This is a genomic window from Bradyrhizobium sp. C9 (genome assembly GCF_002532045.1).
GTDB lineage: Bacteria > Pseudomonadota > Alphaproteobacteria > Rhizobiales > Xanthobacteraceae > Bradyrhizobium.
Genome location: NZ_NWTG01000007.1, coordinates 24886 through 45876, shown reverse-complemented (window position 1 = coordinate 45876; position 20991 = coordinate 24886). Strand labels below are relative to the sequence as shown.

At 62.4% G+C, this 20991-nt stretch carries 18 protein-coding genes; 11 read left to right on the top strand and 7 right to left on the bottom strand.

Annotated features, from left to right (window positions below):
* Nucleotides 1–72: 72 nt before the first annotated feature.
* The 4 genes from CO675_RS16980 (at nucleotide 73) to CO675_RS16960 (ending at nucleotide 3876) form a co-directional block, all read left to right on the top strand.
* Nucleotides 73–429, top strand: a complete 357-nt coding sequence (locus CO675_RS16980) for a hypothetical protein (protein ID WP_097673328.1) — start codon at nucleotides 73–75, stop codon at nucleotides 427–429.
* A 323-nt stretch (nucleotides 430–752) separates the two neighbouring features.
* The gene (locus CO675_RS16970; RefSeq protein ID WP_097673054.1) at nucleotides 753–2177 is read left to right on the top strand and encodes a PAS domain S-box protein; all 1425 of its coding nucleotides are present in this window, start codon (nucleotides 753–755) and stop codon (nucleotides 2175–2177) included.
* Between the two features lie 2 nt (nucleotides 2178–2179).
* Complete coding sequence (gene fixJ, locus CO675_RS16965) at nucleotides 2180–2788, top strand: response regulator FixJ (protein WP_198964633.1); 609 nt, start codon at nucleotides 2180–2182, stop codon at nucleotides 2786–2788.
* 101 nt (nucleotides 2789–2889) lie between these two features.
* Entirely contained in the window at nucleotides 2890–3876 is a 987-nt protein-coding gene (locus CO675_RS16960) for a helix-turn-helix domain-containing protein (RefSeq protein WP_097673053.1), read from the top strand.
* Here the strand turns inward: CO675_RS16960 and CO675_RS16955 are convergent.
* On the bottom strand, nucleotides 3873–5867 hold the full coding sequence (locus tag CO675_RS16955) for a methyl-accepting chemotaxis protein (protein ID WP_097673052.1): 1995 nt from the start codon (nucleotides 5865–5867) through the stop codon (nucleotides 3873–3875). The genes CO675_RS16960 and CO675_RS16955 overlap by 4 nt on opposite strands.
* A gap of 228 nt (nucleotides 5868–6095) precedes the next feature.
* On the opposite strand from CO675_RS16955, the gene CO675_RS40580 reads away from it, so the two are divergent.
* The 4 genes from CO675_RS40580 (at nucleotide 6096) to CO675_RS16935 (ending at nucleotide 10856) form a co-directional block, all read left to right on the top strand.
* Complete coding sequence (locus CO675_RS40580) at nucleotides 6096–6437, top strand: hypothetical protein (protein WP_158231260.1); 342 nt, start codon at nucleotides 6096–6098, stop codon at nucleotides 6435–6437.
* A gap of 76 nt (nucleotides 6438–6513) precedes the next feature.
* Complete coding sequence (locus tag CO675_RS16945; protein ID WP_097673051.1) at nucleotides 6514–6771, top strand: hypothetical protein; 258 nt, start codon at nucleotides 6514–6516, stop codon at nucleotides 6769–6771.
* Nucleotides 6772–7231: 460 nt separating this feature from the next.
* Nucleotides 7232–9643 (top strand): phosphoketolase family protein, encoded by a 2412-nt coding sequence (locus CO675_RS16940; RefSeq protein WP_097673326.1) that lies wholly within the window; start codon nucleotides 7232–7234, stop codon nucleotides 9641–9643.
* Between the two features lie 28 nt (nucleotides 9644–9671).
* Nucleotides 9672–10856 carry an acetate/propionate family kinase gene (locus CO675_RS16935; protein WP_097673050.1) on the top strand — a complete coding sequence of 395 codons (1185 nt, stop codon included), beginning with the start codon at nucleotides 9672–9674 and terminating at the stop codon, nucleotides 10854–10856.
* Between the two features lie 76 nt (nucleotides 10857–10932).
* On the opposite strand, the gene CO675_RS16930 is transcribed toward CO675_RS16935, so the two are convergent.
* Genes CO675_RS16930 through CO675_RS16920 form a run of 3 tightly spaced genes read right to left on the bottom strand, consistent with a single transcriptional unit; the run spans nucleotide 10933 to nucleotide 13908 of the window.
* A complete protein-coding gene (locus CO675_RS16930; RefSeq protein WP_097673049.1) occupies nucleotides 10933–12039 on the bottom strand; it encodes an ABC-type transport auxiliary lipoprotein family protein in 1107 nt (368 codons plus the stop codon).
* 16 nt (nucleotides 12040–12055) lie between these two features.
* Nucleotides 12056–12793 carry an ABC transporter ATP-binding protein gene (locus CO675_RS16925; protein ID WP_097673048.1) on the bottom strand — a complete coding sequence of 246 codons (738 nt, stop codon included), beginning with the start codon at nucleotides 12791–12793 and terminating at the stop codon, nucleotides 12056–12058.
* A 2-nt stretch (nucleotides 12794–12795) separates the two neighbouring features.
* Nucleotides 12796–13908, bottom strand: a complete 1113-nt coding sequence (locus CO675_RS16920; RefSeq protein WP_502693388.1) for an MlaE family ABC transporter permease — start codon at nucleotides 13906–13908, stop codon at nucleotides 12796–12798.
* Nucleotides 13909–14090: 182 nt separating this feature from the next.
* Here CO675_RS16920 and CO675_RS16915 point away from each other — a divergent pair, with 182 nt between their 5' ends.
* Complete coding sequence (locus CO675_RS16915; RefSeq protein WP_097673047.1) at nucleotides 14091–14501, top strand: hypothetical protein; 411 nt, start codon at nucleotides 14091–14093, stop codon at nucleotides 14499–14501.
* Here CO675_RS16915 and CO675_RS16910 read toward each other — a convergent pair.
* From CO675_RS16910 to CO675_RS16900, 3 genes are all read right to left on the bottom strand, one after another.
* Entirely contained in the window at nucleotides 14471–17242 is a 2772-nt protein-coding gene (locus CO675_RS16910; RefSeq protein ID WP_097673046.1) for a bifunctional acetate--CoA ligase family protein/GNAT family N-acetyltransferase, read from the bottom strand. The genes CO675_RS16915 and CO675_RS16910 overlap by 31 nt on opposite strands.
* On the bottom strand, nucleotides 17224–17700 hold the full coding sequence (locus CO675_RS16905; protein WP_097673044.1) for a CBS domain-containing protein: 477 nt from the start codon (nucleotides 17698–17700) through the stop codon (nucleotides 17224–17226). Before CO675_RS16905 ends, CO675_RS16910 begins: the two co-directional genes overlap by 19 nt.
* Before the next feature lie 72 nt (nucleotides 17701–17772).
* Nucleotides 17773–18246, bottom strand: a complete 474-nt coding sequence (locus tag CO675_RS16900; protein ID WP_097673324.1) for an Hsp20/alpha crystallin family protein — start codon at nucleotides 18244–18246, stop codon at nucleotides 17773–17775.
* 131 nt (nucleotides 18247–18377) lie between these two features.
* On the opposite strand from CO675_RS16900, the gene CO675_RS16895 reads away from it, so the two are divergent.
* Complete coding sequence (locus tag CO675_RS16895; RefSeq protein ID WP_097673043.1) at nucleotides 18378–19361, top strand: zinc-dependent alcohol dehydrogenase family protein; 984 nt, start codon at nucleotides 18378–18380, stop codon at nucleotides 19359–19361.
* Nucleotides 19361–20953 carry a bifunctional aminoglycoside phosphotransferase/ATP-binding protein gene (locus tag CO675_RS16890; protein WP_349644025.1) on the top strand — a complete coding sequence of 531 codons (1593 nt, stop codon included), beginning with the start codon at nucleotides 19361–19363 and terminating at the stop codon, nucleotides 20951–20953. The genes CO675_RS16895 and CO675_RS16890 overlap by 1 nt, the downstream gene beginning before the upstream one ends.
* Nucleotides 20954–20991 lie beyond the last annotated feature (38 nt).

Genomic DNA, 20991 nt, shown 5'->3' with positions numbered 1-20991 from the left:
AGTTGACACGCGTCAACGCGCAGGGACCGCCCGCATGAGAAGCAATGCTCCCTACAACGAAGGATGTTGGACATGACAGACCATAGCGAAGCCCGTCCCGTCTCCGACGCCATCCAGAGCTACGCGAAGCGGGCGATGGCGGTGCAGTCGGAATTCTCGGAGAAACTGATCGAGGCAAACCAGCACTGGTTCGAGCAGATCCAGATCGAATCGAACGAGGCCTGGGAGCTTTTCCGCAGGTTCAACTCTACCGCCTCGGTGGCCGAGAAGATCACGGCTCTGCAGGACTGGGCCAAGGGTGCTACCGCGCGTAGCGCGAACGACGCGACGTACGCGATCGAGACCGCGCGTTCGCTGGGCACGATCGAGCTGAACCTGTTTGCACGAAAGACCAGCGACGTCGACGAGGCTATTCAGGAGGCGGCCTGACGTGCCAACCCGCGACGCTCCAGAGCGCCCAGAAGCGGGCGTCAGCGCGACATGGGAGGGGGTCGCGACGGCCCCCTTCGGTCGAGACCTTGAACTCGCTGTGATCGAGGGCAACGCCATTCACAAGCTCGTCTTTCCTTGCCGACGCATCCTGGGCGGCTGGGTGAAGACGGAGACTGCCGAACGCATCCTTGTGCAACCCACACATTGGCGTGCCTGGGTCAAATAGGCCAGTTCACAACTGCCCTGGATAGAGCGGCCGGTGGCACGAAGCGTCGGAACGTTGTAGGATCGATCAGGCTGAGGATCTTGCCTGGGGGAATATGACCGACCGCATCTGGTACCGCTATGGCACTGCCGCGGCAGCGGCCGCGCTCGTGTTCGCGGTTCGTGCAGGGCTTGATAACTATTTCGAAGACCGAACCTTCACGATCATGTTCGTCCCGGCCGTCCTGTTTGCCGCGTTCGCAGGCGGTCGTGGTCCGGCGATCCTCACCACGCTGCTCTGCCTCGTAATCAGCGCCAAATTTCTTGGCAAAAGTCTGGTCACCGAGCCAGCGAATCTGATCGATATCGCCTGTTTTGCCGTCCTCGGCCCGATCCTTGGCTTTATGGGCGACCGGCTGCTGAACGAAAGCGATCAGGCGCGAAATCGCCAAGCCCATCTGCAGTCGATCCTCGACACGGTCCCTGACGCGATGATCGTCATCGACGACCACGGCGTTATTCGTTCCTTCAGCGCGGCAGCCGAGCGCCTGTTTGGCTGGAAGGCGGACCAGGTCGTCGGTAAGAACGTTTCGAGCCTGATGCCGCAGCCGTATCGCGGCGAGCACGACCGGTATCTCGAGCGCTACCTTACGACCGGCGAGCGTCGCATCATCGGCATTGGCCGCATCGTTGTCGGAGAACGAAGCGACGGCTCGACCTTTCCGATGGAGCTGGCCGTCGGCGAGGCCAAGGTACGCGGAGAGCGCTTTTTCACCGGCTTTATCCGCGATCTCACCGAGCGTCGTGCGCAGGAACGGCGGCTTCAGGAGCTGCAGTCCGAGCTGGTTCACGTGTCGCGATTGACCGCCATGGGCGAGATGGCGTCCTCAATCGCGCATGAGATCAACCAGCCGCTATCAGCCATCACGAACTACATGCGTGGTGCGAGAGCACTGCTGGCGTCGGAGACACCGGACGCCACCCGCATTCGGGACGCGCTCGAGCGGGCCGCGCAGCAAGCGCTACGAGCTGGCGACATCATCAAGCGTCTGCGCGAATTCGTCGCCAAGGGCGAGACCCAACATTCCCTGGAGAGCCCGGCCACCCTGCTTGAAGAAGCTGTCGCATTGGCGCTGCTCGGCGCCAAGGAGCAGGGCGTCCGGGTGGCGATCCGCAGCGACCGGGACATGCCCTCGATCATCGTCGACAAGATCCAGATTCAGCAGGTCGTGCTCAACCTGGTTCGCAATGCAATCGAGGCGATGGCCTCCGGTCCGCGCCGCGAATTGACCGTCGGCGTCGCCAGGATTAACGGTGTTGCGACGTTCACCATTGCCGATACCGGTCCGGGCATCAGCCCTGACATCGCCGACCGTCTATTTCAGCCCTTCATCACGACCAAGGAGCATGGCATGGGCGTCGGCCTCTCGATCTGCCGGACCATCATCGAATCCCATGGCGGACGGATCGACGTGATGCCAAACACCGGAGGCGGCACAGTTTTTCAGTTCATCCTTCCCTTCGCGGAGGACGGAGAATAAGCATGATGACGCGGCGCACAATTCTCGTGATCGACGATGATCCAGCGATGCGGGATTCACTGGCCTTCCTCCTCGACGTCAACGGGTTTGCCGTAACGACGCACGAGACGGCGAGCGATTTTCTCGATCAGTTCAAGAGCAAAACGGTCGACTGCATCGTATCTGATATTCGCATGCCCGGCATGAGCGGCCTCGAACTGGTCCGCAAACTGAAGGCCGACGCGGTAGCATGTCCGGTCATTCTGATGACTGGCCACGGAGACGTCTCGCTCGCGGTCGAGGCGATGAAGGCCGGAGCTGTTGACTTCATCGAAAAGCCGTTCGAGGACGAGGCACTGTTGCGTGCAATCGGCGAAGCCTTGCAAACACAGTCGGCGGCGCCGGCCGACGATACGGTCAAGCGCGAAGCCGAAGCTCGCCTGGTGGACCTCTCGCCGCGCGAGCGTGACGTTCTGCGGGGCCTCGTGGCAGGCAAGATCAACAAGGTGATCGCCCACGACCTTGGCATCAGCCCGCGCACGGTCGAGGTCTACAGGGCGAACCTGATGGCCAAGACCAATGTCCGCAGCATGTCGGAGCTGATGCGGATCGCGATCGCTGCCGGGCTCTAGCCGAGGGGCACCGCTTCCCGAGGCATAAGTAATTGTACGTAATTTTCAATTGGGCGCCGCCGGTACAATAGTCCGCGGATTGCCCAATCGAGTTACAGCAAATGCTCTTCGACAGCCTCTCTGCATCGCCCGCGCTCGACCTGCAGGCCTATGCCGACATCGATCATTTTCGCGAAAGTGAGCGTTATGTGCAGGCTTCGAGCATTCCGCTCACGGCAAAGCCGTTTTCGGTCCTGCGGGCCAGTCTGTCTTTGCCCTCGGCTACGCTCTCTCTCGTGCGAACGTTCCCACGGATCATCAACGGCTACGAGTTGTCCGGGCGGCTCGTCTTCGTTGTCCCGATGGACCGAATCGCGTCCGCGCGTCTCAATGGACAAGCAGTCCGTCATTCGATCATCGTTATCAACAAGAGCGCAAACTGTACGGTGTTCGAACCGGAGCCGCGGCTGGTTGCCATTCTTTCCATGCGGCCGGAACTTCTTGCTCCGAAATGGACAGAGTTGAGCGCCGGCTACCTGTTGCTTGGATTGCCACAAGATTCGTTGGCATACCTTCAGACCCTTATACAATCGACGTTGAGGTTCGCGGCCCACCAGTCGAAGCCGGTCGACAGTCGCCAGTTGTTGGCAATACAAGGAACATTATGCACCACGCTCGATGAAGTGCTTCGTCGCGGGGCATTTGAAGGAGGCAAAGCCAATATTGCGGAACGTTACAAGCGAATCATCGATCGCATAGACGATGCAATCTTTTCGAACCCCGCCTCCAACAAGACATGCGACGAGCTAGCGAACGAACTCGGGATCTCGGTTCGCACGCTTCATGCCGCGGCACAATCGATCTGTGGCACCGGCGTTCATCAATACCGACGGCTACGTCAGCTTTGGCTTGTTCGACAGCATATGCGCATGGGCTACCCCGGCCTCACAGTCAAGGCGAGCGCACTGGCCCACGGCTTTTGGCACATGGGCGAGTTCTCAAGGATGTATCGATCTACCTTTGGACAAGTGCCGTCCAGGACGCTCGCCGAGGCGCAAGGCAAGCCGGCAACCTTGCGAGTAAAATCGCCCCCGAGAAGCCATCCCTAAGCCGCAGCGGCCCGCGCGCGTTCGGTTGAGAGTATCTCAGACAGTTTTTGCTCGCTCTCTGCCGTCAGATTCAGATTGATCAACACCGAGCCGCGGCCCATACGCCCGACAACACCGCCAAGCCGGAATGAAAGCCCCTCGATCGTCAGCTCGACTGACTCGCCCATCGCTACGTCCGGCAAGCTGCACTCGACCAAGACCGCGCCGAGCGACACGTCACGGACCTCGATACGCTTCGTCTCGCTGCGCCATAACAATGCTCCAGACCGCCGAAAGGCCACGCGCGAAGACAGCCGGCGATCAACATCGGTTGTCGACGTGCGGATGACACGAATGAGCGTCGTGCGCAGTTCGGCGACATTCTCCGCAATAGCCGTCGATCCGTCGTGCATTTCCGAGGCGCGTCGGCCGGTTTCGACCGCTTCGGCCGACACTGAGGCAATTTGGGATGCCACCTCGCGAGCCGCGTGCGACGTCTCTTCGACCGTCCGCGAGATATCAGCCGTGACGACGTTTTGTTCGTCGACCGCGGCTGAGATTGCGGCCGACACCGATTCGACGCTGCGGATGACCTCACCAATGGTCGTGATGGATGCAACCGAGGCATGCGTCGCCTCCTGGATCTCGGTGATTTGCTGCGCGATCTCATTTGTTGCTTTCGCCGTCTGCTCGGCCAGCGACTTCACTTCTGCCGCTACAACCGCGAAACCGCGACCAGCCGTTCCGGCTCGCGCTGCTTCGATTGTGGCGTTCAATGCCAGAAGGTTGGTCTGGCCGGCAATTTCGCTGATCAGGCTCGTCACAGTTCCCACCTTTGACGCGGCTTCCGACAGCTTGGCGATTGTGGCCTGGGCTTCCGTCGATGCTGTCACGGCCTCCAGCGTCAAGGAACGCGACGTCCCCACCTGATCGGCGATCTGCGATATCGACGCGGCCAGCTGCGAGGATGCCCTTGCGACGGTCTGGGCGTTTGCAAGTGCCTCTTCGGCGGCCGCAGCGACACTGCTGCTGTTTCTCTCCAGCGTATGTGCCGTGTCCCTCATCATGGAAGCGTTCCTTGCCATCCGATCCGTACCGGAGGCAACCTCGCCGACAGCGACTTTTGTGGCGTTCTCGACATTTGCGGCCATCTGCTGCAACGCTGATGCCCGGACTTCCTCGGTCGCGCGGCGCCTCTCTTCGTCCTGCCTCGCCTCGTCACGCACCTTTTCAGCAGCCCGAATCCTGAACTGTTCGATTGAACGCGCCATGTCGCCCAGCTCATCGGGCCGCTCGAGCCCCGGGAGCTTCATGTCGAAATCACCGCCGCTTAACCGGTTGAGGGCGCCCGTCATAGTGACGAGAGCCTTGGATATCCGTCGGGCAAGCAGCAGTGTTACCAGCCCCACGGACAGTACGATCGCTGCAGCAATCGTGATGATGCTTTGTGCCCGTTCCCAAACCTGAGCCTGAAGATCGTCGACATACACTCCTGTGCCAATGACCCAATTCCACGGCTGAAAGCCCGCGACAAATGATAGCTTCGGCTGAGGTGCATCCAACCCCGGCTTCGGCCACTGATAGTCGACGAACCCTTCGCCCTTCCGCTTCACGATCTCGGCAAACTCGACAAAGAGCCGCTTGCCGGTCGGATCCTTGATGTCACCCAAGTCTTTCCCATCGAGTTCCGGCTTGATCGGATGCTTGATCATCGTGGGGCCGAGATCGTTGATCCAGAAGTAATCCCCGTTCCCGAACCTTAGTGCGCCGATCCTGGCCGCAGCGTTGCGACGGGCAACGTCTCCATCTACCCCGCGGCCTGCGACGGCGTCATGCTCTTCCTGTGCAATGCTCAGAGCCAACTGAGTAAGGTGCTTTAGCTCACTCTGCCGCTGCCCGCGCAGAGCGCCCGCCAAATTGCTTGTCTGGATAGCGGCCAGGCCGGCGAGCCCGCAAAAGCTCAGCCCGACAATTGCGTAGATGCGCTGTGCCAGAGAGATCCTGAAATTCATCGCTTTCACCAACTGATTTACCGCAAACGGTTACCCGATCTGACCTGGGCACGCGCAAGTCAATATGGGCTCACCTGAGCCAGTGCGGACTATTGAGCCGCGAGATTTAACTCACGTAAAATCCCCTATCGGAATTCTGCAGCAGGGCTCATTTTTCGCTTGGCGACGAACAGGGCGATCGATCGCCCTCGATGTGAGCCGGCATCAATCGCCGATGAGCGCTCGCGCGTGCTGTCGCGCGACCGCAACGCGACCGAGCAGCCGGTCGTGCTGCTGCTGCAGCTTCGTCCTGGCCGCTCCGGCCGGACACACAGCGACCAAGCCGCTGATCTGGAGCAGTTGCAGTTCGAGCATCAACAACATTTGACGGAACGAATGGCGAATGTCCGCTCCCGACGCCACCTCTTCGTGCTTCGACCGACGCGATTGCGGAAAATACACGAGCTTTCCCATGACGCTGACCAGCCCATCTTCGAGAGGAGGGAGCTCAATGGCAAGCAAGCTCCCTTTCGAACCCTCAACAGCAACGAGATGCGCCTATTCCGCCTTGATCCGGATCAAACGAAATGAGCTGAGGCAGATCAAGATAGCTGTCATCGCACAATGCTTTGCTGAGTGACGTCGACCGAACGAGAAAGGGGCCTCAATGGACGGGATCACGCATTTCATTGCCCTGCCGTACGACCGGACCGATGGCGGGCTCGTTCCGGGCCAGCAGGCCAAGTGCGGCAGCCCCGCAGCGGCAATAGAGCATGCCAAGCACTTATGGAAGACATTCGGCCACGCTGGTGCCGCAGCTGTCGTCTGTACCGGCTATCCGGAGACGAGAACCACCGTGCTGAGGACATATGGAATGGTGCCAAACGACCTGGAGCAAGAGCCATCCGCCACCCGTTTGCGGTGAGGACCGATCTGCGATTCCTTGCGCCGGCTCAATTCGCCGCGGGCCGCTGCATGCTTACATAAAGTTACCAGGACCAGCCCCCCTACTCCCGGGAGGCTGTCTAGATATTTAATGCCCGGCTCGCTTTTGCCGGGCATCTTTTGTCCCGCGCAGGCAGGTGACGGATGTTGTCCTCGACCGCGTGGCGCCACGCCAACGCAGGCATGCTTACGAAGCGACGCATCGCCGGAACTCCTGGAGCGCGAGCGAAACTGACCTCGTGGGCGTTCGGTTCCGCTTGCGACATCGAGCTTTCCGTTCCTTGAACGTCTCATGGTGATGCACGTCAGTGGGACGTTGACGATCTGGTCCGAATTGGCGTGCATGTTTGAGCTGGCTCAAGCCATTCCCGTCATATTCGCCCTCTAACGTGGAACCGATAGCGGCGTCCGAGGTCATCTTCGAACTCCGGGAGAGCGACATGCAATCTGCGACCACTCCAAACGAGCAAGCACGCACGGATGATCTTGAGCTGCTCGATCGCTATTGGCGAGCCGCCAATTATCTCTCCGTTGGACAGATCTATCTGCTGGCGAATCCCCTCCTGAAAGAGCCGCTGAAGCCCGAGCACATCAAACCGCGCCTGCTTGGACATTGGGGCACCACGCCGGGGCTCAATTTCATCTATGCCCACCTCAATCGCGCGATCCGCGCCTCCGACCTCAACGTCATCTACATCTGCGGTCCCGGCCATGGCGGTCCCGGCATGGTCGCGAACACCTATCTCGAAGGCACATACACGGAAGTTTACCCGGAGGTGACGCGCGACGCGGATGGCTTGCGCAAGCTGTTCCGCCAGTTCTCCTTCCCCGGCGGTATTCCGAGCCACGCGGCGCCGGAGACGCCCGGCTCGATCCACGAAGGTGGTGAGCTCGGCTATGCACTGGTTCATGCATATGGCGCAGTGTTCGACAACCCCGATTTGATTGCCGTTTGCGTCGCGGGCGACGGCGAGGCGGAAACCGGCCCGCTCGCGGCGTCCTGGCATTCCAACAAGTTCTTGAACCCGGTGCACGACGGCGCAGTGCTGCCGATCCTGCACCTCAATGGCTACAAGATTGCCAATCCCACCGTGCTTGGGCGGATGGATGACGAGGAAGTCCGCAGCCTCTTCATCGGTTACGGCTACGAGCCACTATTCGTAGAAGGCGACGATCCGCGTGCTATGCATCGGCAGATGGCCGACACGCTCGATACCGCGCTCGCCGGCATCCGCTCGATCCAGCAAGCCGCGCGCCAACAGACCGGTGGCTTCAAGCGACCTCGATGGCCGATGATCGTGCTGCGCAGTCCGAAGGGCTGGACCGGACCGAAGGAAGTCGACGGGCTGAAGGTCGAAGGCTTCTGGCGTGCACATCAGGTGCCGATCGCCAACCCGCGCGGCAACCCCGCGCATCTGAAACTGCTCGAACGTTGGATGAGCACGTACGAGCCCGAAAAGCTGTTCGATTCGAACGGCCGGCTCGTACCTGAATTGCAGGCCTTTGCGCCCGCAGGCGATCGTCGGATGGGGTCGAACCCGCACGCCAATGGGGGTCTCCTGAAGCGGGAATTGAAGCTGCCGGATTTCCGTGCGCATGCGGTCGAGGTCTCCGCTCCGGGCGACGCCGTCGCCGAAGCCACGCGAGAACTCGGCAAGTTCTTGCGCGAGGTCGTGGAGCTAAATGCGGAGGCCCGCAATTTCCGCATCATGGGGCCGGACGAAACCGCATCCAACCGGCTCGACGCGGTGTTCGAGGCCACCGACCGGGTTTGGATGGAGGGCATCGAGCCCTATGACGTGCATCTCGCTCATGACGGCCGCGTGATGGAGGTCCTGAGCGAGCATCTCTGCCAAGGCTGGCTCGAGGGTTACCTGCTTACCGGCCGCCACGGCTTCTTCTCCTGCTATGAGGCCTTCATCCACATCGTGGATTCGATGTTCAACCAGCATGCCAAATGGCTGAAGGTCGCGCGGGCGCTACCTTGGCGGCGGCCGATCGCGTCGCTGAACTATCTCCTTACCTCGCATGTCTGGCGTCAGGACCACAATGGCTTCAGTCATCAGGATCCCGGCTTTGTCGATCTCGTTACCAACAAGAAGGCCGACATCGTCCGCGTCTACTTCCCGCCTGATGCGAACACTTTACTCTGGGTCGCGGATCACTGCCTGCGCACCTACGACCGCATCAATGTGATCGTCGCCGGGAAGCAACCCGCGCCGCAATGGCTCTCGATGCGCGATGCGATCACCCATTGCGAAGCAGGCATCGGCATCTGGAAATGGGCCGGCACCGAAGCAGTCGGGGCCGAGCCAGACGTGGTGATGGCCTGCGCCGGCGACGTCCCGACGCTGGAGGCGCTCGCCGCCGTCGATCTGCTCCGCAAGGCGCTGCCGCAGTTGAAGATCCGCGTCGTCAACGTGGTCGATCTGATGACGCTGCAGCCGACGGAGCAGCATCCGCACGGCCTGTCCGACCGCGACTTCGACGGTCTGTTCACCCGCGACAAGCCTGTCGTCTTCGCTTATCACGGCTATCCCTATCTGATCCATCGCCTGACCTACAGCCGCACCAATCACGACGGAATGCACGTGCGGGGCTTTGCGGAGGAAGGCACCACCACGACGCCATTCGACATGGTGGTGTTGAACGGCCTCGATCGCTTCCATCTCGCCATCGAAGCAATCGAGCGTGTGCCGGGGCTCGACATCGCGGCCGCGCACGTCAAGCAGCAATTGCGTGACGCCCTGATCGAGCATACGCGCTACGTGCGCGAGCATGGCGAGGACATGCCGCAGATCCAGGACTGGGTCTGGCCCTACGGCGCGACAGGTCACAAATCCGTTGACTGAGGCAGCGAGCACGCGAGAGAGACCGTCTATGTCTGACAGCGTCCTGGTGCTCAACGCCGGCTCATCCAGCATCAAATTTGGCCTGTTCGACATCGCGCCGGCCGAGCCAAAGCTGCAATGCAGAGGCTTGCTCGACGAGCAGGAGAAGGTCCCGCGCATCGTCGTGAGCGACGCCTCGGGCAAGCAGCTGTTCGAGAAGCGTCGCGCGAGCGGCACGTCGGAGGACAACGGTCTGTTCAGCGACATCTTTGCCTGGATTGAAGACTATCTCGACGGCGGCAAGCTCGCCGCCGTCGGCCATCGCATCGTCCATGGCGGGCGCGCGTTCTATCGCCCGGTCGTCGTCACAGGGCAGACTCTCGCCGCGCTGGAGGCGTTGACGCCGCTTGCGCCGCTGCATCAGCCGCGCTGTCTGGCGCCGGTCCGGGCCGTGCTGTCGCTGCAGCCGGAGCTGACGCAGATCGCCTGCTTCGATACGGCCTTCCATCACTGCCTGGCGCCGCCGGCCAACCGCTTTGCCATCCCTCGAAAATTCGAGGAGCGCGGCATCCGCCGCTACGGTTTCCACGGCCTCTCCTTCGAATACGTCGCGAGCCAGCTCACCGCGATCGCGCCGCAATGGGCCGACAAGCGCGTCGTCGTGGCGCATCTCGGCAATGGCGCAAGCCTCTGTGCCTTGCAGAACGGCAACAGCGTCGACACCACGATGGGATTGACCCCACTCGACGGTCTCGTGATGGGGACACGCTGTGGAACGATCGACCCCGGCGTGCTGCTTTATCTCATGCAGCAAGAGAAAATGTCGGTCGATGACGTGCTGCACCTGCTGTACGAACGTTCGGGTCTGCTCGGCGTCTCAGGCGTGTCAGCCGACATGCGCGCCCTGCTGGCTAGCCATGATCCTGCGGCTCGCGAAGCCGTCGATCTCTTCACATTTCGTGTCGCCGCAGAAGTCGCCGTGATGGCAAATACCCTCGCCGGCCTCGATGGCCTGGTGTTTACCGGCGGCATCGGCGAGCACGCCCCGGAAATCCGGCGGCGCATCTGCGATCGCCTCTCCTGGCTCGGGGTCAGCATCGATGCAGCCGCAAATGCTCAGGGCGCGCAACGTATCGCCGCGGAGGGCAGCCCGGTCGACATATTGGTCATTCCGACCAATGAGGAAGTCAGTATTGCGCGGCACTGCCGCAGCCTGCTCGTCACCGATCGTTAGGCCGCGACGCCCTTGGCTCGGCGGCAGCCGCCGAGCAAATCGTATCCGGGACGGTCATTGCGAGGCGCTGCAACGGTCAGTCTGTCGCCGCAATCCACATCACGAGCTCCCTTGCGAGGGTGCCAAAAGCCTTATCGAATGCAGCTGCCGCCTCGGACGGTGTGAGTGAGCCAATTCCTTCCGAACTCTCGAGAAGCTTTGCAGCCTTTACTTGACCATTTCGGTCCACGATTTTCGCGGACAAGGAGATCGTCGCGCGCGGTTGAGGTCCCTGCACAATTTCGAACCGGCGCAGGTCGATCAGCAGACGCGGCGCACCTTCTACGCCGCTGTCGGCGCGGAGTGGCGCATGCTCGACGTCATAATTCTCGAAGCTCTGCAGCAACCGCGCCTGCACCAGCACCGGGAGACTGTCGCTCCACTGCGCACCTTCGAATCCCTGAGTTTCTTCATCCGGCGAGAACAAGAAGCGCTGGGTCTGTAGGCGTGCGATCGCGGTCGGCTCCGCCATCACCAGCTGCACAGGCAGCTTCGCATGGCGTTGCGCGCCGAAGCCGTCCACCGCGTGAAGGTCGTACACCACCTTGCGCGGCGCGGGCGCACCTCCGGTCATGCGCTCAAGTCCGGCCACGATTCCATCGAGCTTCGGCGTGTTGCGCGCGAGACCGTCGGCGAACGTGCTGAGATTGTCGATCGTGCTATGCAGCGGCGCGGCGTTCTCGGACAGGACGGCATCGACCCGGCGTAGCGCATCGCGGGCGGCCTGCGTCATGCTCCGCCCGGCGCCCTTTTCGGCAACCAACGGTTCGCGTGCCGGCGATGCCTGGGGGTCATCTCCGCCTTCCAGCGCAATCACCGGAACACCGGTCAATCCTTGGAAGTCGAGACCGACACGCGTGTCGGTATGCACCGGCGTCCGCTCGGCGACTGCGATCCTGGCGCGAACCTCGCGCGGGCGTTCCGGAGCCAGTTCAAGGGCTGTGACCTCGCCGACGCGGATACCATTGAAGAGAACGCCTGCCCCGACGAGTAGACCCGGCACGGGATCGGTAAAGACGAGCTGATATGTCTCCCGCTTTCCGATTCCACCGAAATTGTTCAGCCAGTAGACGAAGCCGAACACAGCGACGATTGCCGACAATACGAATGCACCAACGACAATGTAAGGCGCGCGGATTTCCATTTGCGTCTCTCTCTGCCTAGTTGCCGAGGCCCAGCTTCTGCGCCCGGGCTCCGTGAAAATACGCCTGGACCCAGGGATGATCGGACTTGAGCACCGATGACAGCCGCCCGATGGCCGCGATCCTGCCGTCGGCGAGCGCGGCGACGCGATCGCAGATGGCTTGCAGGCTATTCAGGTCGTGCGTCACCATGAACACGGTGAAACGCAGCGTCCGATGCAGCGTCCGGATCAAGGTATCGAATTCGCCCGCAGCGATGGGATCGAGACCGGACGTCGGCTCATCGAGAAACAACAGCGAGGGGTCGAGCGCCAGTGCCCGCGCGAGCGCAACCCGCTTGGTCATGCCGCCCGAGAGCTCGGACGGATACTTGTCCCCGTCTTCGCGCGTAAGGCCGACCATCTCGAGCTTCGCGTCCGCAATTTCGTCCAGCAGCCCTGGCGACAGCCGCGCGCGCTCGCGCAGCGGAAACTGGATATTCTGGCGAGCGGTCAAGGCCGAGAACAGCGCTCCCTGCTGAAACAGGACGCCCCAGCGGCGTTCGTCATCGCTGTCGCCCGCGAAATCGATCTGCCCGCTCCGCTTCGGAAGCAGGCCGACCAATGTCCGCATCAGCACCGACTTTCCGCCGCCGGACGCGCCCACGAGGCCGAGAATTTCGCCGTCGTTCACGTCGAGATCGAGATGATCGAGGATGATCTTCTTGCCGAAGCCGACCACGAGGTCGCGGATATGGATCGCTGGCGTGTCGGCCATGGTCACATCCCGATCGAAGCGAAGAAGACCGCGAACAACCCGTCGAGCACGATCACCAGGAAGATCGATTTTACGACCGAGGCTGTCGTCTGCTGTCCCAGCGACTCCGCGCTGCCCTTGACGCTCAATCCTTCCACCGCCGCGACCAGCCCGATCACGAGTGCCATGAATGGCGCTTTGGTGATGCCGACCTCGAAATGAGTGATAGAAACCGCGTCGTGCAGGCGTGCGATGAAGATCGCCGGACTCATGCCGCCATAGAGCCAGGCGATGAGCCCGCCGCCATAGAGCGCCGCGAGCGAGCCGAGAAAGGCGAGGATCGGTAACGCCACCACCAGTGCCAGGATTCGCGGCAGGATCAGGACTGCGACAGGATCGAGCCCCATGGTGCTGAGCGCGTCGATCTCCTCGCGCATCTTCATCGCGCCGATCTCGGCGGTATAGGCGCTGCCAGAGCGTCCGGCCACCATGATGGCCACGATCAGCACGCCGATCTCGCGCAGCACGAGGATGCCAACCATGTCGACGACATACGATTCCGCGCCGAAGCGGCGGAAATGGAAGATGCCCTGCTGAGCAATGATGGCGCCGATCAGGAACGTGATCAGCGCCATGATCGGCACCGCTTGCCAGCCCACCCGACCGAGCTGATAGACGGTCGACGTCAGTCGGAACGATCGCGGATGCCTGAGAATGCCGAGCAGCGCTGCGCTGAAGGCGCCGAGCATATGCAGGAATGCCGCCGAATCCGACGCCAGCCGCCGGCTGCTGCGGCCGAGCTGATCAAGCTTCTGCCGCACGGGGTTGACCGATCTGCGTTCGGCGGGGCCGGAACGGTTCAGTCCTCGTACCTCTTCGAGCAGGTCGCCATATGGACCGTCGGCACCGGTGAGTGCTGCCCTGGTCGCACCGCCACGGGCCAGCCTTTCAAGAAGCCAAGCCCCGACGGTATCGAGCGCGGTGACGCGACGTACATCGATCGAGCCGATATCGGCACGCGTGGCGTTCGCACACAGCCGCTCCAGCGCTTCGACGTTGGCAACGTTCCAGGCTCCACGTGCGGTCAGCACGCGCGGATCTTCCGTATTCGCTGTCAGGGCCGGGGCGTTGAGCAAGATTCGGACTCCAATTTGCAGTTCACCTTAGGCTGCTGGAGACGGCTGTGTTTGACCCAGCGCAACCAGCCTCACCGCGCCCCCCAGACATGCGCTTGACCCAAATCAACGGCTTAGCGAGCCGAGCCACTAGAATTGAACAGGTTGCCCGACAGCCTCGGGCATGTTCAGGGAGATTTTCGATGAATCGCGCCGCCTTCACGCCTCTGCGAAACACTGCGTTGCCGCACTCGTTCAGGCAGGTTCGGCTCGAACGCGCGCGCGAGCATGATCACCCCGAGGGTGCGTCCGCGATCGGCTATATCATCGTCGCCCCGCTCGACACGGCGTCGCGGATCGATGTCGAAGCCTGGAAAGCCCACCGCGAGGCTTGCCGCGTCGTTCGTCAGCGCCCCGCGGAAGACAATCAGCTCGGTCACCTCGTTCATGGTCAGGGCGGCAACTGGCGCTTCCACTACGACGTGACTGGTTCGACAGCCGATGAAGCCGGCTATCATTTCGGTAATGAGCGCTTCCGGCTCGGCGAGTATGTCTCCGTCCGCGAGGCGGACGGCATGCATCCCTATCGTGTCGTTGCCGTCACGCCGCTTTGATCACGACTGCGCCGGATCAGGATGTCGGCGCCCAAGGCATCTACCACCGGAAGGGAGAGGTCGAGGACAACATTGACGATCCTGTGGTCGGTCGGCTCTGTGGCCGCGGTGAACCCGATCTCATGGCACATGCACAACATGGTGGTGTTCTCGGCCAGCACCTCGCCGGACAGCCGCTTCAGTCCTTCTGACCTCGCATAATGGATCAGGAGCTGCATCAACGCCCATCCAAGCCCTTTACCCTTGAGGTCGGACTGCAGCAGGATAGCGTATTCGGCATTCTCGTAGAGCGAGTCCGAATGGAGCTGGACTGCGCCCACCATGGCGCCGGTGCTCGGATCCAGCGCCGCAAAGGCCATCGCACGCGCGTAGTCGAGCTGGGTCAGCCGCGCAATGAACGCGTGCGAAAAATTCTTCATTGCCTGGAAAAAGCGAAGCCTGAGATCCTCGGCTGTCACTCTCCTGAAGAAGCTCTCGACCATCGGCTCATCTTCCGGCCGAAGCGGCCGGACCACGACGCGCGAGCCGTCCTTCAGGGCAAGCTCTCCTTCCCATTGCGATGGGTAGGGCCGCACCGCGAGCCGCGTCTGACCGGCAAACAGCCGCGCGGGCTTGCGGATCGCCACGCGCGCGTCGAGCGCCAGCACACCGGTCTCGTCCGCGAGCAGCGGATTGATGTCGAGCTCGGCGACCTCCGGAATATCGGCCGCCATCTGCGCCAGCTTGACGAGGGTAAGCGGCACCGCTTCGGCCGGCACGGCGGACACATCGCGGTAGGCCGCAAGCAGCCGCGAGACCCGGGTACGCCCGACGAGGTCGCGCGCCAGGTTCATGTCGAGCGGCGGCAGCGCCAGCGCCTTGTCGTTGATTACTTCGACGGCGGTTCCGCCGCGGCCAAACACGATCACGGGACCGAAGGTCGGATCGTCGGCAATGCCGAGGAGCAATTCGCGTGCCGCGCGCCGCTCGATCATCGGCTGGATCGTCACGCCTTGCAGGACGGCATCCGGCCGCGCTGCCCGGGCGCGCGCGAGCACCGTCCTGGCCGCCTGTGCGACGCTTTCGCGAGTCCGCAAGCCGAGAATGACACCGCCGATGTCCGACTTGTGCCTGATGTCGCGGGAGAACAGCTTCACCGCTACGGCAAGCCCTGGTGCAAGAAAAGGCGCGGCCTTGTCCGCGGCTTCGTCGGCATCACGGGCCACAACGGTCGGAACAATCGGAATATCGTAAGCCTCAAACAGGGCGACGACCTCGGCCGGGTCGAGCCATCCCCGCCCCTCGGACAGCGCCTTCGCGATCACGCGCCGCGCCACCGCCGTCTCCGGAGCAAGCGTCGCGGCGATACTGGGCGGAGTTGCGGCCAGTGCGATGGAGGCCTCGCGATATCTCACCAAGTACATGAAAGCGCGCACCGCGTCATCTTCGGTGGGAAAATGCGGGACGCGGGCAGCTTCGAAGGTAGCCGCGGTGCGCTCGTCGGCACCATCCCACGATGCGAGCACCAGCGCGGCAACGTCACTCTTCCTGGTCCGACGGTCACGAACACATTGTGCCACCGCTTCGGCGATTCCTTCGGTCGGCGCGACCGCCGTTTCCACGTTCATGACCAGCACGGCGTCGCTGTTAGTGTCCTCGAGCAATGCGTCGAGCGCAGACACGTAGCGGGCAGCATCGGCGTCGCCGGAGATATCGACGGGGTTGGCGCGAGACCAGCCTTCTGGCAGGACCCGATCGAGCGCCGCAATCGTCTCCGCCGACAAGCTCGCCGGAACGCCCCCGAGCTCAACGAGCCGGTCGATCGCGAGGATGCCGAGCCCACCGCCATTGGTCAGGATCGACAACCGGTTGCCGCGCGGAACGAAGCCGCGGCCGAGCAATTCGGCGCAGTCGAACAATTCCCGAAGGTCGTACACGCGCAGCATGCCGGCCCGGCGGAACGCCGCGTCATAGACTGCGTCCGAACCGGCCAGCGCGCCGGTATGGGTGGCTGCGGCCTTGGCGCCCTGCGCCATCCGGCCTGCTTTCACGACAATCAGCGGTTTGAGCCGCGCCGCGGCACGGGCGGCCGACATGAACTTGCGCGCATCCTTGACGGCCTCGATGTAAAGCAGGATCGCGTTGGTGTGATCGTCCTGCGCGAAATAGTCGAGCATATCAGCGACATCGACGTCGAGCTGGTCTCCGATCGACACGATGCCGGAGAAGCCGAGCCGCCGCTCTGCCGCCCACTCGATCATCGCGGCAGCCACGGCCCCGGACTGCGAGATCAGAGCCAGACGCCCTTCCGCGGGCTGATGCGCGGCAAAGCTCGCATTCAGCTTGGCGTGCGGAACCATGACGCCGAGGCAGTTCGGCCCGATCAGGCGGATGCCGTGCCGGCGCGCGGTCTGCGCGACCGTCTCGGCTAGCGAGCCGGCACCGTGCCCGAGGCCGGCAGACAGGATCACCGCACCGGCAACACCCACCGCGGCAGCGTCCGAGATGATTCCGGGAATCGCGACCGCAGGCGCCGTGATCGCAACGAGGTCCGGAACGAATGGAAGTGACTTGATACTCGGGGACGTAGTCTCGCCGTCGATTGCAGTGTAGTTCGGGTTGACCACGGCGATGCGGCCGGCAAAGCCGCACGCCTTGAGACTCATCAGCACCGCCAGGCCGAGCGAAGACGGACGCGAGCTGCCACCGACGAGCGCGACCGATCGAGGTGAAAGAACCCGATCTAAGCCAAACGTAGACATCGGGCAGTCTCGCAGGGAACGAGCGGAGGCGCCTGCCGCTTCGTGCAGCGCGCCAGAGCCCGCATGACATCCTCGCGAGCAATGATCCCGACCAGGTGGTGATACTTGTCGATCACGGGCAGGCTCTTGAGCCGATGCGCAACCATCAGCTGCAGAACGCGCTGCAGATTTGTATCCGACTCGACCGCGATCACGTCGGACGACATGATCTCGTCGACCGTCGTTCCCATGCGATCGTCGTAACGTGGCAGCATGTGATCTACCGGACAGGCGAACACCTTCAGGGCGTCCAGCTTCGTGACGAACCCGACCACGACATCGTCGCGGACCACAGGATAGGCGTCATAGTCGTCTTTCGCGAACAACCGGTACAAGTCGCCGACGGTCAGTTCGGGAGCGACGCTTCGTACCGATCTCGTCATGTTGCTCGCAACGGTTTCCTGAAGAAACTCGTACATGGTTGATCCCCTTTGGACGGCTGTTTCGAGGGCGCGTCGCTACCTAACGGGGCGACGCGCCCGGTAAGACGGCTACGCCGCCGTCTTGATGTCGATCTGCCTGCTCTGCTTGGGAGCCGGCTTCTTGACGGTGACCTTGAGCACGCCCTTGGCGATCTCGGCGCTGACGTCTTCCGCCTTGACCCCCTCGGGCAGTGCAACGGACCGCGAGAACGCGCCGAAGCTGCGCTCGATCAGGTGATAGTCCTTGTCCTTCTCCTCGCGCTCGCTCTTCTTCTCGCCGCGGATCGTGAGCGTGTTGTCGGCAAGGTTGAGCTGAACATCCTTGGTCTCGAGGCCGGGCAGCTCGGCGGAAATCTCGACGGTCTTGTCGGTCTCGCTGACGTCCATGCGCGGCATCATCGCCTGCGGCGCGGCGAACGTCGGGAAATTGCGGCTGAATCCGTCGAACAGCCGGTCGATCTCCTGCTGCAGAAACGTGAAAGGATTGCTCTCCCGCCGCGCCAGGGCGCGCTCGGTTCCTACGGGGATCACGTCGTTAGCCATCAGTGCCTCCTGCTTGAGTGTTGCTTGCGAAGCAAAGCTAGTCAGGAACAGCCCCCGGCCGTTGACCAGGATCAAAACCGGACCAATGTCGTGTGATCAAAGGAAAGGCACAGACCCAAGCGAGTGCCGTCATGCACGCCATGATCCTTCCCGCGCGCGGCGCGCGGCTGCAATATACCGAGCGGCCCGATCCGATTCCCGGCCCGGGTGAGGTGCGCGTCAAGATCAACGCCTGTGGCGTTTGCCGCACCGACCTGCATGTCGTCGACGGAGAACTGCCCGATATCGCCTATCCGATCGTTCCCGGCCATGAGGTGGTTGGCCGTATCGATGCGATCGGTGAAAGCGTGGACGGTTTGCATCTCGGCACACGCGTCGGCGTCCCCTGGCTCGGATCGACCTGCGGGCATTGTCCCTACTGTCGGGAAGGCAAGGAAAACCTCTGCGACGCCCCCCTATTCACCGGCTATACGCGGGACGGCGGCTTTGCCACGCACCTGGTGGCAGACGCCGGTTACTGCTTTCCGCTCGGCGAAGACGGCGAGGATGCGGAGCTGGCACCGCTGCTCTGCGCCGGCCTGATCGGCTGGCGCTCCCTGGTGATGGCTGGCGACGGCCGCAAACTCGGCATCTACGGTTTTGGCGCGGCGGGACATATCGTGGCGCAAGTGGCGCGCTGGCAAGGGCGGAATGTGTACGCGTTCACCCGCGCGGGCGACACCGAGGCCCAGCACTTGGCATTATCGCTCGGCGCATGCTGGGCAGGAGCTTCAGAAGATCGGCCGCCGGCCGAGCTTGATGCCGCGATCATCTATGCCCCCACCGGGCCGCTTGTCCCGCTTGCGCTGCGCACGCTCCGAAAGGGTGGACGGGTGGTCTGTGCCGGCATTCACATGTCGGATATCCCGAGCTTTCCCTACGACATCCTTTGGGGTGAACGGCAGATCGTCTCCGTTGCCAACCTCACGCGACAAGATGGCGTCGACTTTCTCGAGACGGCGACAAAGGCTGGAATCCGGACACACGTCACCGTCTTTCCGTTGGACCAGGCGAATGAAGCACTCGCGCGCCTGCGGGACGGCAAGCTCGTCGGCGCAGCCGTCTTGAAGCCATGATGACGCCGGCATCATCACCAGAGGCGGCCACAGGCGAGACCGGCCAAGCCGCTGTATTGTCATTCCTGGCCGGGTCTGGCCAACCGAACGCGGCGGTAAAGCGGATCGACACCCATTGTTCGATCGTCTTTCTCGAACCTTCGCGCGTCCTGAAGATCAAGCGAGCGGTCAAGCTACCCTATCTCGACTTCTCGACATTGGAGAAGCGGCGGCGCGCTTGCGAGGATGAAATTGCCATCAACAAGCGCCACGCCCCTTCCATCTATCGCAGGGTGGTTCCGATCACGCGTGGGCGCGATGGGCTTGCGGTCGAGGGGACTGGACCGGTTGTCGAATGGGCCGTCGAAATGGCTCGCTTCGATGAAAACAAGACGCTCGATCATCTCGCCGAGCAAGATGCAATCCAGCCGCAACTCGGCGAGAGACTGGCCGCCATCCTGCTCGAATCTCATCGGACCGCAATCGGACGCGAAGGATCCCCATGGCTTGCCTCGCTGCCTGTCATCATCGATCGCAATACGGAGCAGTTTTGCGCCGCACCAGCTCTCTCCCGGGAAGAGATTGATGGGTTGCACGAACTGAGCCATCAGGCCCTCGCGCGCAACCTCGAACTGTTGCACCGCCGCGCCGCCGCAGGGCAGGTCCGTTACTGTCACGGCGATGCACATCTCGGCAACATCGTCCTGCTCGACGGCGAGCCCGTTCTGTTCGATGCGATCGAGTTTGACCCCAATATCGCGACGACCGACGTCCTCTACGACCTCGCATTTCCACTGATGGACCTGCTGTACTTCCGACGAGAGATCGTGGCCAACAGGCTGTTCAATAGCTACATGCAGACCGCCTGGGATTCGCAATCGGGTGCTTTGTGTTTGCTGCCACTTTTCCTATCAATGCGCGCAGCGATCCGGGCCAACGTGCTCTTCACCAAGGCACGGCAGCACCGGCTCGATCAAGCAATCGACGCCCAAGCGAAGCGCTATTTCGAGCTTGCACGCCGCCTCATTGAGCCAGAGCCGCCCCGCCTGATTGCAGTTGGCGGGAAGTCCGGGACCGGCAAGAGCGTGCTGGCGCGCGACATGGCGCATCTGATCGCGCCGCCCCCGGGCGCGCTGGTCCTGCGATCGGATGTCATTCGCAAGCAGCTCCATCACGTTGCCGAGCACGCCATATTATCGCCGGAGACCTATACTCCCGAAGCATCGAACCGCGTCTACCAGACCATGCTCGAGCATGCCGCGCACACATTGGGCCAGGGCATTTCGGTAATACTCGATGCGGTCTTCCTGAAGCCGGCGGAGCGTGGTGGCGCTGAAGCCGTTGCTCGCGACGCAAAAGTTGACTTTCGCGGCATTTTCCTGACCGCCGGGCGCGCCACACGGCTGCACCGCGTGGCATCGCGGCGGAACGACGCGTCGGACGCGACGTCCGATGTAGTCCTGATCCAAGACAACATTGAAACCGGAATGATCGATTGGGATATTGTAGACGCTTCCGGCACGCCCTCCACCACGCTTGAACGCAGTATTTCCGGCCCGCTCGCGTCCCCAACGGAACGGGCGAGCGGTACATCGCCTAAGGGAAACTCCTGAATTGGTCGATGCCGTCAGGTCTGGCAACATTCTCCCAT

Excerpts from the sequence above, each read along its gene's own strand:
- CO675_RS16925 (WP_097673048.1), bottom strand. The coding sequence starts at position 12,793 with ATGGCCGACACGCCAGCGATCCATATCCGCGACCTCGTGGTCGGCTTC.
- CO675_RS16890 (WP_349644025.1), top strand. The coding sequence starts at position 19,361 with ATGACGCCGGCATCATCACCAGAGGCGGCCACAGGCGAGACCGGCCAA.
- CO675_RS16940 (WP_097673326.1), top strand. The coding sequence starts at position 7,232 with ATGCAATCTGCGACCACTCCAAACGAGCAAGCACGCACGGATGATCTT.
- CO675_RS16930 (WP_097673049.1), bottom strand. The coding sequence starts at position 12,039 with ATGGAAATCCGCGCGCCTTACATTGTCGTTGGTGCATTCGTATTGTCG.
- CO675_RS16900 (WP_097673324.1), bottom strand. The coding sequence starts at position 18,246 with ATGGCTAACGACGTGATCCCCGTAGGAACCGAGCGCGCCCTGGCGCGG.
- CO675_RS16895 (WP_097673043.1), top strand. The coding sequence starts at position 18,378 with ATGCACGCCATGATCCTTCCCGCGCGCGGCGCGCGGCTGCAATATACC.
- CO675_RS16905 (WP_097673044.1), bottom strand. The coding sequence starts at position 17,700 with ATGTACGAGTTTCTTCAGGAAACCGTTGCGAGCAACATGACGAGATCG.
- CO675_RS16980 (WP_097673328.1), top strand. The coding sequence starts at position 73 with ATGACAGACCATAGCGAAGCCCGTCCCGTCTCCGACGCCATCCAGAGC.
- CO675_RS16910 (WP_097673046.1), bottom strand. The coding sequence starts at position 17,242 with ATGTCTACGTTTGGCTTAGATCGGGTTCTTTCACCTCGATCGGTCGCG.
- CO675_RS16960 (WP_097673053.1), top strand. The coding sequence starts at position 2,890 with ATGCTCTTCGACAGCCTCTCTGCATCGCCCGCGCTCGACCTGCAGGCC.
- fixJ (WP_198964633.1), top strand. The coding sequence starts at position 2,180 with ATGATGACGCGGCGCACAATTCTCGTGATCGACGATGATCCAGCGATG.
- CO675_RS16955 (WP_097673052.1), bottom strand. The coding sequence starts at position 5,867 with ATGAATTTCAGGATCTCTCTGGCACAGCGCATCTACGCAATTGTCGGG.
- CO675_RS16915 (WP_097673047.1), top strand. The coding sequence starts at position 14,091 with ATGAATCGCGCCGCCTTCACGCCTCTGCGAAACACTGCGTTGCCGCAC.
- CO675_RS16945 (WP_097673051.1), top strand. The coding sequence starts at position 6,514 with ATGGACGGGATCACGCATTTCATTGCCCTGCCGTACGACCGGACCGAT.
- CO675_RS16935 (WP_097673050.1), top strand. The coding sequence starts at position 9,672 with ATGTCTGACAGCGTCCTGGTGCTCAACGCCGGCTCATCCAGCATCAAA.
- CO675_RS16970 (WP_097673054.1), top strand. The coding sequence starts at position 753 with ATGACCGACCGCATCTGGTACCGCTATGGCACTGCCGCGGCAGCGGCC.